Raw genomic sequence first — 13,338 nt, 5'->3', positions numbered from 1 at the left:
TTTATTTTTGCAAAGCCCGACGGGTATAACCGTCGGGCTTTTCTTTGTATACTGGCGGCCTATTACAATTATTATTCTCATTAAGCCTTTTCAAATGGACAAGAAAAAACAGCGTAGCTTGAATCTCTGGCTCAAGCAGCAAAGCAAACTGGCTAAGCGCTGGCTTGCAATAGCTGTTGGGTTAGGTGTTTTATCAAGCCTATTTCTGGTGGCGCAAGCCGCACTCCTCGCATCGATTCTCCATCAACTGATTATTGAACAAGTGGATAAACACCTGCTCATCCCACAATTTATCGGTTTAGTCGTACTCATTACGCTGCGCGCCCTTTGCTCTTGGGGACGCGAAATGGCGGGATACCGCAGTGGGGAGGAGATCCGTCGCTATATTCGTGAACTCATTCTCAATAAACTTCGCGATTTAGGGCCAGCGTACATCAAAGGTAAACCTGCCGGCTCATGGGCAACCTTGATGCTTGAGCAAGTCGAAAACATGCACGACTTCTTTGCTCGCTACCTACCGCAGATGTCTCTATCCGTGATGGTGCCTTTTGTGGTTCTCGCCGTGGTCTTTCCTGTGAACTGGGCTGCCGGGCTGATTTTTCTTATCACAGCACCACTGGTACCACTGTTTATGGCACTAGTCGGTATTAAAGCTGCCGATGCCAGCCGGAAAAACTTTAAAGCACTACAGCGCTTGTCCGGTCATTTTTATGATCGCTTACAAGCGCTGACGACCATTCGCCTTTTCGATCGCGCAGCAGCGGAAACCGATCAAATGCGCGGCGCTTCTGAAGTATTCCGTCATCGTACTATGGATGTATTGCGTATTGCGTTTCTCTCTTCCGCGGTATTAGAGTTTTTCACCTCGATCTCCATTGCGCTAACCGCGGTTTATTTTGGCTTTAGTTACATTGGTGAACTCAACTTCGGCTACTACGGTGCTGGTGTCACACTGTTTGCTGGGCTGTTTATTTTGATCCTCGCCCCCGAGTTTTACCAACCACTGCGTGACCTTGGCACTTACTACCACGCCAAACAGTTAGCGGTGGGTGCGGCGGAATCAATCGTCGACTTTCTACAAACCGAAGCGGATACATTGCACAGCGGCGAACAAACACTGGCCGATGACCAACCAATTGAAATCATCGCGAATGATCTTGTCGTCCTCAGCCCACAAGGCCAACGCCTAGCAGGTCCACTGTCATTCACTTTGCACAGTGGTAAAATCACCGCGCTCGTTGGACCAAGTGGCGCAGGCAAAACCAGCTTAATCAATACCATTTTGGGCTTTATGCCCTATCAAGGCAGCTTAACCATTAACGGCATTGAGCTGCGCGAACTGGATCATGCGCAGTGGCGACAAACCATCAGTTGGGTAGGTCAAAATCCACTGCTGCTGCACGGCACAATTCGAGATAACGTGACGCTCGGTAAACAAAATATTGCCGATCAACAAGTCATTCAGGCACTACAAGCCGCTTATGCACAAGAGTTTGTTGAGCAGCATGGTTTGGATTACCAGATCAATGATCGCTCTGCGGGGCTTTCTGTTGGTCAAGCTCAGCGTATTGCTCTGGCTCGGGCTATTTTGCAAAACGGCCGCTTCTGGTTACTCGATGAACCCACCGCAAGTTTAGATGCACGCAGCGAGCAATATGTGATGCGGGGTCTGAATGAAAGCATTCAGCAACGCACCGCCTTGCTGGTCACTCACCAGTTACAGCCGCTGCAATCTGTTGAGCAGATCTTAGTGATGGAAAACGGTGCCTTAGTCCAAGCCGGTCATTTCGAAGAGTTGAGCCAGCAACCGGGTTTATTTGCCACTATGTTAGCCGCTAACCAAGCATTACAAGCTGCGAATCAGGGGAATCTCGATGCGTGAACTGCTACCTTATCTCAAGCTTTATAAAAAACACTGGTTCGGTCTGACACTAGGCATGCTTTTGGCATTGCTGACAGTGCTCGCCTCAATTGGTTTGCTCACTTTGTCTGGCTGGTTCTTGTCTGCCGCTGCGGTAGCTGGGCTGACCATCGCCAGAGAGACATTCAACTACATGCTACCCGGCGCTTTTGTACGTGGTTTTGCCATGGGACGAACTGCAGGACGTTGGGGTGAGCGTGTTGTCACACACAACGCGACCTTTAAGTTGCTCACCGATTTGCGTGTGTTCTTCTTTGAAAAACTGACTCCGCTGATTCCGGGACGCTTGAGCGCCGTACGCGATGCCGACATGCTCAACCGAATCGTGGCCGATGTGGATGCCATGGATCACGTCTATCTGCGCCTGATTAACCCAGTGACCGTTGGTGTGTTGGGCATCGCTGCGCTCACAGCACTGGTGGCTTGGTTTGATACCACTCTTGGTCTTACCCTTGGTGGCGTTTTACTGTTAGTGCTGTTGGTTTGGCCAATCTTGTTCTATCGACTTGGTAAGCACAACGGGCAACAACTTACACAGCATAAAGCAGAGCTAAGAATTCGCACTTTGGATTGGTTGCAAGGCTATAGCGAGCTAACCATTTTCGGCGCGGAACAAACCTATCGCCAGGCGATCTTCACGGCACAAGAAAAGCTGCTACGTAACCAATACGCCAACGCGCATGTCTCTGGTTTAGCGCAATCCTTACTCCTGCTCGCCAATGGTTGGATACTGGTGCTGATGCTCTGGTTGGCTGCCGATGGTGTCGGTGGTCAAACCCCAGATCCTATGATTGCCCTCATCGCTTTCGCCACAATGGCGAGTGTAGAGTTGCTGATGCCGATTGCTGGTGCATTCCAGCATTTGGGGCAAACACTCACTTCAGCACGCCGCCTAAATGAGATAATTCTAGCCAAACCGGAGGTCGAGTTTACTGATCAACCCACCCCACATAATGGCCAATACGGCATTGAGTTCAATGGGGTTAACTTTGCTTACCAAGCCAATAAACCGAACACCATTGATGAATTCACTTTATCGCTGCCTCAAGGTCATAAAGTCGCGATTGTGGGTCAAACTGGTTCTGGAAAATCAACTCTAATTCAGTTGCTGTGCCGTTATTGGGATGTGCAATCGGGACAAATTACGATTGGCGGAATCGATATTCGAAAATGGCGAGAAAGCGATCTTCGTGCAGCGATCAGTGTGGTCAGTCAACGGGTCGATATTCTCAATGGCACTCTGCGCGACAACCTAAAACTGGCGAAACCAGACGCAACCGATGAACAATTAAGTGAAATTTTGCGCCAAGTGGGTTTAGAAAAACTGTTGCAAGATTCCGCGCTTAACGCATGGTTGGGTGATGGTGGTCGTCAGTTATCAGGTGGCGAGAAGCGCCGTATCGGTATCGCACGAGCACTACTGCATGATGCCCCTATCCTATTGTTAGATGAACCGACTGAAGGTTTGGACAAGCAGACTGAACAGCAAATCATGCAACTACTGCACAGCCACTTTGCAAATAAAACTGTGCTGTTCATTACGCACCGTTTAATCAATCTTGAACAGATGGATGCAATCGCACTGATTGAACATGGCAAGCTGGTCGAATTCGGCCATCACCATACCCTACTCGCTCAGCAAGGTCGTTATCATCAATTAACCCAAACGCTGTAACCTGCTGACCCCATTGCTCACGAGCAGTGGGGTTTTTATCACTCCCCTCATAATCGGGTGATAAAAAATAGGTAAGAAAAAAGCCAGTCGATATGACTGGCTTTTTAATCATTGAAAAGCAGAACTGCGCAAGCAATTAGCCACGAGGCTTACGCGCACTTTGCTGCTTATTCGCTACTTTATTACGAGTACTTGACTCGCCACCCGGCTTACGACGAGCTGAGCCACTACGGCCAGGTGCTGTCGATACACGTTCTTCATGGCGACGAACCGCACGACGAATTTTCTGGCTACGGGTACGTTCACGCTTACGAGTTGCCGCATCAGGGGCAGTGTTCAATACCGTTTCTTTCTCTGGACGCAGCTCTACCAATTCACGCAAGTAGTTCACTTGCTTCAGATCGAGTTCCATCCAACCGCCGCGAGGCAGTTTCTTATCAAGGAAGATATCACCGTAACGAACACGTTTCAGACGGCTAACCGTTGTACCTTGTGATTCCCACAAACGACGAACTTCACGGTTACGGCCTTCGTTGATCACAACGTAGAAAGTATGGTTGATGCCTTCGCCACCGGCGTACATCACATCTTCAAAACGCGCCATACCATCTTCTAGCTGCACACCACGAACGAGGTTGCGAACTTTTTCTTCATTGACGTCACCAAATACGCGAACTAAATACTCACGTTCAACCTGACGGCTTGGGTGCATCAAACGGTTTGCCAATTCACCATCAGTGGTAAATAGCAGCAAACCTGAGGTGTTGGCGTCCAAACGACCAACGGAAATCCAGCGCGAACCACGAATTTTCGGCAGACGGTCAAACACCGTTCGACGACCTTCTGGATCATGACGGGTACACAACTCGCCTTCTGGTTTGTAGTAAGCCAGAACTCGACAGATGACCTCTTCTTGCGCTTTTACAGACACAACGTGTCCGTCAACACGCACTAAAGCGTTATCATCTTCTAGGCGTTCACCCAATACAGCTACCTTGCCATTAACACTTACACGCCCAGCTCGGATCAGAGCTTCAAGCTCACGACGAGAACCATGACCAGCACGTGCTAAAACTTTTTGTAACTTTTCGCTCATTTATCTACCTATGTGTCGTCTTCTCAGACGTCGAATGACAGTTTGCGATCTCAAAATCGCGGCCGCGTAGTATCGCAAATTTTGTGGATAAAAGCATCCGTTTTGTCAGGTATTCACGGCCACGTCATTCAACTACTGAAAGGGGGTTGGATCACCAGCTCCGACACGAGCCACAACAATCTCATCATCACTGAAATCAATCACTGTGGTCGGCTGCTGACCTAAATAGCCACCATTGAGGATCACATCCACTGCGTGCTCTAAACTATCGCGGATGGCTTCAGGATCAGACTCTGTAAAATCGTTGCCCGGCAGAATCAGCGACGTCGACATCAGTGGTTCACCCAAAGCCTCTAGAAGATCCAACGCAATTTTGTTGTCTGGCACACGGATCCCGATGGTTTTACGCTTTTCATTCATCAGACGACGTGGAACCTCTTTGGTTCCTTTAAAGATAAAAGTGTAAGGTCCCGGTGTGTTGTTTTTCAGTAAGCGAAACGCGGTGTTATCCACTCGGGCATACAGAGATAACTCAGACAAATCACGACATAACAGAGTGAAGTTGTGTTTATCGTCCAGACGACGAATCTGACAAATACGCTCCATCCCGTGTTTATTTTCTAGCTGACAACCGACTGCGTAACCAGAATCGGTTGGGTAAACCACTACCCCACCGTTGCGAATAATCGCGACAGCTTGATTGATCAGGCGAGTTTGAGGGTTTTCAGGATGGACATAAAAAAAACTGGCTCATGGTTATTCCTCTTCATCGAGTCTCTCGACTCTATTGCTTGGGGATAAGCCCCAATCTTTCCATACAGGTTCTACTCCGGCAGGTAACCAAAGATTTCGTCCCAACTCCATCCAAGGAGAAGGATAGTGAAAGTCACTGCCTTGAGAGGCGAGTAGTTGGTATTCCATAGCGTAATCACCCAAGGTACGTTTTTCCTGTGGTGATTGCTGCGGCTGGGCGACTTCCATTGCATCCCCACCCGCTTCAACAAACGCGGTCATTAAGCGCTTAAGCCATTTGGCCGTCAAGTCATATCGTCCGGGATGCGCTAATACGGCTTGCCCACCCGCGGCGTGAATCGCGGTCACTGCATCGCTCATTGAACACCAGTTAGGCGGTACATAACCCGGATTATCTCGGGTTAGGTATTTCTTAAATACTTGCTGCATATTCGCCGCATAACCATTATCCACCAACCATTTGGCGAAATGAGCGCGCGTAATCGGTGCACCATCAGCAATTTGCTGAACCTCTTGCAACACGCCCTCACGCGTGGCCTTTTGTAAACGATGTGCCATTAACTCGGCACGTTCCACCCGGCGGCGCTGCTGCTGCGCAATGAGCTGCCCTAAAACCTCGCTGTCTGGATCAATGTTTAAACCGACAATGTGAATGTCTTTATTTTGCCAAACAGTTGAAATCTCAATGCCGTTCACTAATTGTAGCGGATATTGCTGCTCTGTAATGTAAGCGCGAGCATCACTCAAAGCTGCCACTGTATCGTGGTCAGTGATCGCCAAAACATCAATATTGAAACTGACGGCTCGTTCAATCAATTGCTGATACGTAAACCGCCCATCAGAAGCGGTCGTATGACTATGCAGGTCAATTCTCATATTTTTTATTTGCTTGATTTTTAGGCTTGACTTTTTATCACCGCACTAGTTAACTAGTACGAAAATGCAAGGCTCTTTACTAAGGCTCACTATGTTACAAGAATTTAACCCAAATCATAAACCCAATTTCAGTCCAGCGAATGCTGAGCTGACTTGGTGGCGCACTTGGACAAGTTCTTGGTGGGCTCACGTGTATTTCTAAGTTTAGATACTCACACACCTAGCCCGCCAATTTGAGCGGGCTTTTTATTCGTCTTTTTCCACAATATCACTGCTGTTTATTTACTTTCTCATCGCGGTGATGAGTGCTCAATCGAATCATGGTTAAGGAGGTCTTATGAATAAGGCCATCAACATAAAGAAAACCGCGCCGCTTGAGGTGCTACACAGTGAATTGCCTTATACGCAAGATCCTACGGCTTTATTTCATGCTCTTTGCGCTGGGCGCAGCGACTGTCTACTGCTGGAATCCGCAGAAATCGACTCCAAGCAAAATCTGAAAAGCCTTTTATTGGTGGATGCGGCAGTGCGCATTGTGTGTGAAGGCCATCAGGTGACTTATCATGCGCTCAGTGCAAACGGCCAAGCGCTGCTCAACATCATTCATGGCAACATCACAGATCTGATTCCTTGCAAAGTAGAGAAAGCGAAACTTACCCTCACCTTCTCTACCCCCTGTGATACTTTGGATGAAGACTCACGCTTGCGCGAAGCCTCCTCTTTCGATGCGCTACGTTTAGTGCAGCACAGTTTTGATCTCACTGACCACGGTAAATTCGCGCTGTTTTTAGGTGGCTTGTTTGCCTACGATTTAGTGGCTAACTTTGAACCGTTAGGTGAAGCACCTGCAGACAATCAATGCCCTGATTACGTGTTTTATGTAGCAGAAACCCTGATGGTGATTGATCATCAGCGTGAAACTTGCCAACTGCAGGCTACCCAATTCCAACCGGGCGATGCGCTACACAGCCAACTCAAAAGCCGAATGCGTGAAATCCGCTCTCAGGTCAACCAAAAACTGCCTTTACCAAGTGCGCAATCTTTAGCTGAAGTGGAAGTGACCACCAATATTAGCGATGCAGCGTTTTGCGACATCGTACGTGACCTCAAACAGTACGTGGTCAAGGGCGATGTGTTCCAAGTTGTGCCATCACGCCGTTTCCGCTTACCTTGCCCCTCACCGCTCGCAGCTTATCAACGCCTAAAACAGAGTAACCCAAGCCCTTACATGTTCTACATGCAAGATGAGCGCTTTACCCTGTTTGGTGCATCCCCAGAAAGCGCCCTCAAGTACGAAATGCACACCAACCAAGTAGAAATCTATCCGATTGCTGGCACTCGCCGCCGCGGTAAGCGCGCAGATGGCAGCATTGATTTTGATCTCGATAGCCGCATTGAGCTTGAACTGCGCACGGATAAAAAAGAAAACGCCGAGCACATGATGCTGGTTGACTTAGCACGCAACGATGTCGCGCGCATTAGCCAAGCAGGCACTCGCCATGTCGCTGACTTGCTGCAAGTAGATCGCTACAGCCATGTGATGCATCTGGTGTCACGCGTGGTTGGTCAGTTACGTGAAGATTTGGATGCTCTGCACGCATATCAAGCTTGCATGAATATGGGCACGCTGACTGGCGCACCGAAAATTCGCGCGATGCAGTTAATCCGCGATGTTGAACAAGCGCGGCGCGGCAGCTACGGCGGTGCTGTGGGTTATCTCACTGGTGAAGGCGACTTAGATACCTGTATCGTGATCCGTTCCGCTTATGTGGAAAACGGCATCGCCCAAGTTCAAGCCGGCGCGGGTGTCGTTTACGACTCCGACCCACAAGCCGAAGCCGATGAAACGCGCGGCAAGGCGCAAGCGGTAATTTCCGCCATTTTATATGCTCATCAAGGGAAGGAATGATCATGGCCAATATTCTGTTTATCGATAACTTTGACTCCTTCACTTATAACTTGGTGGATCAGTTTCGCTCACTCGGTCATGCCGTAACGATTTACCGCAATAACATTTCTGCGGATGTGATCGAACAAGCACTGCAACAACTGGACAATCCTGTGGTTGTGTTATCCCCAGGGCCAGGTGCGCCGTCTGAAGCGGGCTGCATGCCAGAGCTACTGCAACGCCTGAAAGGCAAGGTGCCTATGATTGGTATCTGCTTAGGGCATCAAGCGATTGTTGAGGCTTATGGTGGCGTGGTCGCAGGCGCGGGTGAAATCATCCACGGTAAAGTGTCGATGATGGAGCACCAAAACCACGCCATTTATCGCGGGCTACCCTCACCGTTGGCGATTGCGCGTTACCATTCGCTGGTCGCAACGCAAGTACCGGCAACACTGACCGTGACGGCAGAAGTGAATGGCTTGGTGATGTCGGTCATTAATGAAGCTGACAAGGTGTGCGGCTTTCAATTTCACCCAGAATCGATCATGACCACCCACGGCGCTACCTTGCTGGCTAATGCTATTGATTGGGCATTGTCTGCAACACCAGCACAGACTCAATTCGCGTAACCGCACAGGGAGAGAATGTTATGCAAACCATTATTAATAAACTCTATGAACAGCAAGGGCTAACGCAAGCCGAGAGCCAACAGCTTTTCGACCAAATTATTCGCGGTGAAATGGATCCTATATTGATGGCTGCGGTACTGACTGCGCTGAAAATCAAAGGCGAAACGCCAGATGAAATTGCTGGTGCGGCTAAAGCCCTGCTTGCCAACGCGAATCCGTTTCCGCGTCCTGATTACGACTTTGCCGATATCGTAGGCACCGGTGGCGATGGCTCAAACACCATCAACATCTCCACTACAGCGGCATTTGTCGCTGCAGCTTGTGGCGTGAAAGTCGCCAAACACGGCAACCGTGGGGTGTCGAGCAAATCAGGCTCTTCCGATCTACTCAGCTCATTTGGAATCAACCTTGCCATGAGCGCGCAAGATTCGCGTCAAGCCTTAGATGATCTCGGCGTGGCTTTCTTGTTTGCCCCTCAATACCACAGCGGTGTACGCCATGCGATGCCAGTCCGCCAGACTATGAAAACTCGCACGATTTTCAATATCTTAGGCCCACTGATTAACCCTGCCCGTCCCAATATTGAATTGATGGGGGTTTACAGCAAGGATTTGGTTCGTCCTATTGCGCAAACCATGTTACAAATGGGTCTGAAACGCGCGGCGGTGGTGCATGGTTCAGGTCTGGATGAAGTCGCCATTCATGGCGAAACGCAAGTAGCAGAAATTCGCCAAGGCGAATTGATTGAGTACACACTCACCCCGGAAGATTTTGGTGTTAACCGTTACCCACTGGATGCGATCCGTGGCGGAGAGCCGGAAGAGAATCGCGCCATCATCACCCAGATCCTGACGGGCAATGGCACAGAAGCACAAATGGCGGCAGTAGCAGTCAATGTCGCACTTCTGCTGCGTTTATTTGGTCAAGAAGATCTGAAAGCCAACACCCAACAAGCGATCGCCGTGATGAAATCGGGCCAAGCCTATGGATTGGTTCAGCAGTTAGCACAACGAGGTTAAGTAGAATGTCCGAGCAGTTGTCTGAGCATATTTCCGTACAAACCGCGCAAATGGCGCAAGTGCTGGTCAAAATCGTCAACGATAAATACCAATGGATTGAGGAGCGCAAAGCCAAGCAACCTCTTGCTAGCTTTCATCCATTACTGACTCGCTCAGAGCGCGATTTCTATCAAGCCTTGAGCGGCGATAACACCGTATTCATTCTCGAATGCAAAAAAGCCTCACCTTCAAAAGGATTGATCCGCGAAGAGTTTGATCTCGATTACATCGCCTCTGTGTATGGCGAGTACGCCAGTGCCATTTCGGTGCTGACTGACGAGAAATATTTCCAAGGTCGTTTTGAGTTTTTGCCGCAAGTGCGCGCTCAAGTGGCTCAGCCTGTGTTGTGCAAAGATTTTATGGTCGACCCGTATCAGGTTTATCTGGCGCGCCATTATCAAGCGGATGCGATTTTGCTGATGCTGTCTGTGCTCAACGATGATCAATATCGTGAACTGGCCGCTGTGGCACACGATCTTGGTATGGGCGTACTCACCGAAGTCAGTAACGAGCAAGAGCTAGAGCGCGCGATTGCTCTGCAAGCAAAAGTAGTGGGCATTAATAACCGCAATCTGCGTGATTTGACCACCGATCTTAATCGCACCAAGCAGTTGGCTCCGCTGATCCCACAAGGCACCATCATTATTTCCGAATCAGGCATTTACACCCACCAGCAGGTGCGTGATTTAGCTCAGTTTGCCAATGGTTTTTTGATTGGTAGCTCGCTGATGGCGCAACCTAATCTTGAGCTTGCGGTGCGTAAAATTGTGCTGGGTGAACATAAGGTGTGCGGTTTGACTCATCCTGATGATGCAGTTAAAGCCTACCAAGCAGGTTCAGTTTTTGGTGGATTGATTTTTGTTGAGAAGTCCAAACGCTTTGTGGATGTAGAACAAGCTCGCCTGACGATGAGCGGCGCACCGCTACAGTATGTCGGCGTGTTTCAAAATCACCCAGCAGCGCAAGTCGCCGATATTGCGACCAAACTTGGCTTATTTGCGGTGCAGCTTCACGGTGAGGAAGAAGCTGAGTATGTAAGCGAACTACGTGCTGCCCTGCCCGCCTCGATTGAAATTTGGAAAGCCTATGGCGTGAGTGATGCCTTACCTGAGCTACTGCCAGAGCACATCGACCGACATCTGCTCGATGCCAAAATCGGCGAACAAAGTGGCGGCACAGGACACAGTTTTGATTGGCGCTTGCTGCCAAAACATAGCGACCTGATGCTCGCTGGTGGATTGAGCGCTGAGAATGTAGCCCAAGCGGCACAACTTGGCTGCCGCGGACTCGATTTCAACTCTGGCGTGGAAAGCGCTCCGGGTAAAAAAGACGCCAACAAGTTACAACACGTTTTCCAACAGTTACGGAATTATTAGATTATCAGCATGGCAACATGCATAGAAAAGGAATGTAAGCATGGCTAAATTAAACGCCTATTTTGGCGAATTCGGTGGGCAGTTTGTGCCACAAATTTTGGTTCCAGCGCTCGATCAACTGGAACAAGCCTTCATTGATGCCCAGCAAGATGATGCCTTCCGCGCTGAGTTTATGACTCTGCTTCAGGAGTACGCGGGCCGCCCAACGGCGCTGACGCTGACTCGCAACATCACCAAAGGCACCAAAACCAAGCTCTATTTGAAGCGTGAAGATCTGCTGCACGGCGGCGCGCACAAAACCAACCAAGTTTTGGGTCAAGCCCTGCTAGCAAAACGCATGGGCAAGCATGAAATCATCGCCGAAACTGGTGCGGGCCAACACGGTGTGGCGACTGCATTAGCCTGTGCGCTGCTTGGCCTAAAGTGCCGCGTTTACATGGGGGCGAAAGACGTTGAGCGCCAAAGCCCGAACGTGTTCCGTATGCGCTTGATGGGCGCAACCGTGATTCCTGTTCATTCGGGGTCAGCAACTCTAAAAGATGCGTGTAACGAAGCACTGCGCGACTGGTCAGCCAGCTACGAAACTGCGCATTATCTGCTCGGCACTGCGGCAGGTCCTCACCCATTCCCAACCATTGTGCGTGAATTCCAACGCATTATTGGCGAAGAAACCAAAAACCAAATCCTTGCTCGTGAAGGTCGTTTGCCCGATGCGGTGATCGCTTGTGTTGGCGGTGGCTCAAACGCTATTGGTATGTTTGCCGATTTCATCGAAGAAGAATCGGTACGTTTGATCGGTATTGAGCCAGCTGGTAAAGGCATTCATACCCATCAACATGGTGCGCCACTTAAGCACGGTAAAACCGGCATTTTCTTCGGCATGAAAGCACCCTTGATGCAAGATGAACATGGCCAAGTGGAAGAATCTTACTCTGTCTCTGCGGGACTGGATTTCCCATCGGTGGGGCCACAGCATGCTTACCTGAATGCAATTGGCCGCGCTGAATATGAAAGCATCACCGATGATGAAGCACTCGATGCCTTCCAAGCGTTAGCACGAAACGAAGGCATCATCCCAGCGCTGGAGTCTTCACACGCTCTCGCGCATGCGATCAAGATGGCGTATGCCGAGCCAGACAAAGAGCAGCTGTTAGTGGTTAACCTTTCGGGTCGTGGTGATAAGGATATCTTCACCGTACACAAATTACTTGAAGACAAAGGAGCGTTGTAATGAACCGTTATCAAGCCCTATTTCAACGCCTGAGCGCCGCGCAACAAGGTGCTTTCGTTCCTTTCGTGACCATTGGTGACCCAAACCCCGAGCAGTCACTCGCCATCATGCAAACCCTGATTGATGCAGGAGCGGATGCGCTTGAGCTTGGCATGCCGTTTTCAGATCCTCTGGCCGATGGCCCGACGATTCAAGGGGCGAACTTGCGTGCATTAGCGGCGAAAACCACGCCAGATATCTGTTTTGAGCTGATCGCACAGATTCGTGAACGTAACCCTGAGACTCCGATTGGTTTACTGATGTATGCCAACTTGGTTTACGCACGCGGCATCGACGATTTTTATCAACGCTGCCAAAGAGCTGGCGTGGATTCGGTACTGATTGCCGATGTACCCACCAACGAAAGCCAGCCTTTTGTGGCGGCCGCAGAGAAATTTGGCATTCAACCAATCTTTATTGCGCCACCAACGGCCAGTGATGAAACCTTACGAGCAGTTGCTCAACTCGGTAAAGGCTACACTTATTTGCTGTCACGCGCGGGGGTAACTGGGGCAGAAACTAAAGCCAATATGCCAGTACATGCTTTACTTGAACGTCTGCAACAATTCGATGCGCCACCTGCGTTACTGGGTTTCGGCATTTCAGAACCCGCTCAGGTCAAACAAGCGATTGAAGCTGGGGCAGCCGGTGCAATTTCAGGTTCTGCAGTAGTGAAAATCATTGAAACTCATCTGGATAGCCCAGTTAAACAGTTGGCTGAGTTAGCAAACTTCACTCAAGCCATGAAACAAGCAACACAAATTTAACCCAAATTAGGGTTAACATGCGGCGTATC

Annotated in this window: 12 protein-coding genes and 1 other annotated feature; of the genes, 9 read left to right on the top strand and 3 right to left on the bottom strand. The window is 49.7% G+C overall.

What is annotated here, in order from left to right; all coding sequences use genetic code 11:
- Nucleotides 1–94: 94 nt before the first annotated feature.
- Together cydD and cydC are read left to right on the top strand one after the other, a co-directional pair.
- Nucleotides 95–1,882 carry a heme ABC transporter permease/ATP-binding protein CydD gene (gene cydD / locus D908_RS09790; RefSeq protein ID WP_005524465.1) on the top strand — a complete coding sequence of 596 codons (1,788 nt, stop codon included), beginning with the start codon at nucleotides 95–97 and terminating at the stop codon, nucleotides 1,880–1,882.
- Nucleotides 1,875–3,596 (top strand): heme ABC transporter ATP-binding protein/permease CydC, encoded by a 1,722-nt coding sequence (cydC, locus tag D908_RS09795; RefSeq protein ID WP_005524464.1) that lies wholly within the window; start codon nucleotides 1,875–1,877, stop codon nucleotides 3,594–3,596. Before cydD ends, cydC begins: the two co-directional genes overlap by 8 nt.
- 136 nt (nucleotides 3,597–3,732) lie before the next feature.
- On the opposite strand, the gene rluB is transcribed toward cydC, so the two are convergent.
- The 3 genes from rluB to rnm form a co-directional block, all read right to left on the bottom strand.
- Nucleotides 3,733–4,692 (bottom strand): 23S rRNA pseudouridine(2605) synthase RluB, encoded by a 960-nt coding sequence (gene rluB, locus D908_RS09800; protein ID WP_005524463.1) that lies wholly within the window; start codon nucleotides 4,690–4,692, stop codon nucleotides 3,733–3,735.
- Between the two features lie 132 nt (nucleotides 4,693–4,824).
- Complete coding sequence (locus D908_RS09805; RefSeq protein ID WP_050557228.1) at nucleotides 4,825–5,400, bottom strand: L-threonylcarbamoyladenylate synthase; 576 nt, start codon at nucleotides 5,398–5,400, stop codon at nucleotides 4,825–4,827.
- Between the two features lie 48 nt (nucleotides 5,401–5,448).
- A complete protein-coding gene (rnm, locus tag D908_RS09810) occupies nucleotides 5,449–6,321 on the bottom strand; it encodes an RNase RNM (protein ID WP_005524461.1) in 873 nt (290 codons plus the stop codon).
- A gap of 64 nt (nucleotides 6,322–6,385) precedes the next feature.
- On the opposite strand from rnm, the gene trpL2 reads away from it, so the two are divergent.
- From trpL2 to trpA, 7 genes are all read left to right on the top strand, one after another.
- Entirely contained in the window at nucleotides 6,386–6,523 is a 138-nt protein-coding gene (gene trpL2, locus D908_RS09815; protein WP_005524460.1) for a tryptophan operon leader peptide, read from the top strand.
- Nucleotides 6,470–6,572 (top strand) — a sequence feature (Trp leader region). (Overlaps the previous gene by 54 nt.)
- Before the next feature lie 86 nt (nucleotides 6,573–6,658).
- The gene (locus D908_RS09820) at nucleotides 6,659–8,230 is read left to right on the top strand and encodes an anthranilate synthase component 1 (protein WP_005524459.1); all 1,572 of its coding nucleotides are present in this window, start codon (nucleotides 6,659–6,661) and stop codon (nucleotides 8,228–8,230) included.
- A gap of 2 nt (nucleotides 8,231–8,232) precedes the next feature.
- Nucleotides 8,233–8,838 carry an aminodeoxychorismate/anthranilate synthase component II gene (locus D908_RS09825; protein ID WP_032467596.1) on the top strand — a complete coding sequence of 202 codons (606 nt, stop codon included), beginning with the start codon at nucleotides 8,233–8,235 and terminating at the stop codon, nucleotides 8,836–8,838.
- 20 nt (nucleotides 8,839–8,858) lie between these two features.
- Nucleotides 8,859–9,857, top strand: a complete 999-nt coding sequence (gene trpD / locus D908_RS09830) for an anthranilate phosphoribosyltransferase (RefSeq protein ID WP_005524456.1) — start codon at nucleotides 8,859–8,861, stop codon at nucleotides 9,855–9,857.
- A 5-nt stretch (nucleotides 9,858–9,862) separates the two neighbouring features.
- The gene (gene trpCF, locus D908_RS09835) at nucleotides 9,863–11,272 is read left to right on the top strand and encodes a bifunctional indole-3-glycerol-phosphate synthase TrpC/phosphoribosylanthranilate isomerase TrpF (RefSeq protein WP_005524452.1); all 1,410 of its coding nucleotides are present in this window, start codon (nucleotides 9,863–9,865) and stop codon (nucleotides 11,270–11,272) included.
- A gap of 40 nt (nucleotides 11,273–11,312) precedes the next feature.
- Nucleotides 11,313–12,503 carry a tryptophan synthase subunit beta gene (gene trpB, locus D908_RS09840; RefSeq protein ID WP_001096424.1) on the top strand — a complete coding sequence of 397 codons (1,191 nt, stop codon included), beginning with the start codon at nucleotides 11,313–11,315 and terminating at the stop codon, nucleotides 12,501–12,503.
- Nucleotides 12,503–13,309: a tryptophan synthase subunit alpha gene (gene trpA / locus D908_RS09845; RefSeq protein ID WP_005524447.1), complete on the top strand. Its 807-nt coding sequence runs from the start codon at nucleotides 12,503–12,505 to the stop codon at nucleotides 13,307–13,309. Before trpB ends, trpA begins: the two co-directional genes overlap by 1 nt.
- Nucleotides 13,310–13,338: the final 29 nt, after the last annotated feature.

It is taken from the genome of Vibrio mimicus CAIM 602 (assembly GCF_000338875.1).
GTDB classification, from domain to species: Bacteria; Pseudomonadota; Gammaproteobacteria; order Enterobacterales; family Vibrionaceae; genus Vibrio; species Vibrio mimicus.
This window is presented reverse-complemented; position numbering and strand designations above follow the sequence as displayed.

Coding starts and splice junctions, on each gene's coding strand:
- cydD (WP_005524465.1), top strand. CDS start 95: ATGGACAAGAAAAAACAGCGTAGCTTGAATCTCTGGCTCAAGCAGCAA.
- cydC (WP_005524464.1), top strand. CDS start 1,875: ATGCGTGAACTGCTACCTTATCTCAAGCTTTATAAAAAACACTGGTTC.
- rluB (WP_005524463.1), bottom strand. CDS start 4,692: ATGAGCGAAAAGTTACAAAAAGTTTTAGCACGTGCTGGTCATGGTTCT.
- rnm (WP_005524461.1), bottom strand. CDS start 6,321: ATGAGAATTGACCTGCATAGTCATACGACCGCTTCTGATGGGCGGTTT.
- trpL2 (WP_005524460.1), top strand. CDS start 6,386: ATGCAAGGCTCTTTACTAAGGCTCACTATGTTACAAGAATTTAACCCA.
- D908_RS09820 (WP_005524459.1), top strand. CDS start 6,659: ATGAATAAGGCCATCAACATAAAGAAAACCGCGCCGCTTGAGGTGCTA.
- D908_RS09825 (WP_032467596.1), top strand. CDS start 8,233: ATGGCCAATATTCTGTTTATCGATAACTTTGACTCCTTCACTTATAAC.
- trpD (WP_005524456.1), top strand. CDS start 8,859: ATGCAAACCATTATTAATAAACTCTATGAACAGCAAGGGCTAACGCAA.
- trpCF (WP_005524452.1), top strand. CDS start 9,863: ATGTCCGAGCAGTTGTCTGAGCATATTTCCGTACAAACCGCGCAAATG.
- trpB (WP_001096424.1), top strand. CDS start 11,313: ATGGCTAAATTAAACGCCTATTTTGGCGAATTCGGTGGGCAGTTTGTG.
- trpA (WP_005524447.1), top strand. CDS start 12,503: ATGAACCGTTATCAAGCCCTATTTCAACGCCTGAGCGCCGCGCAACAA.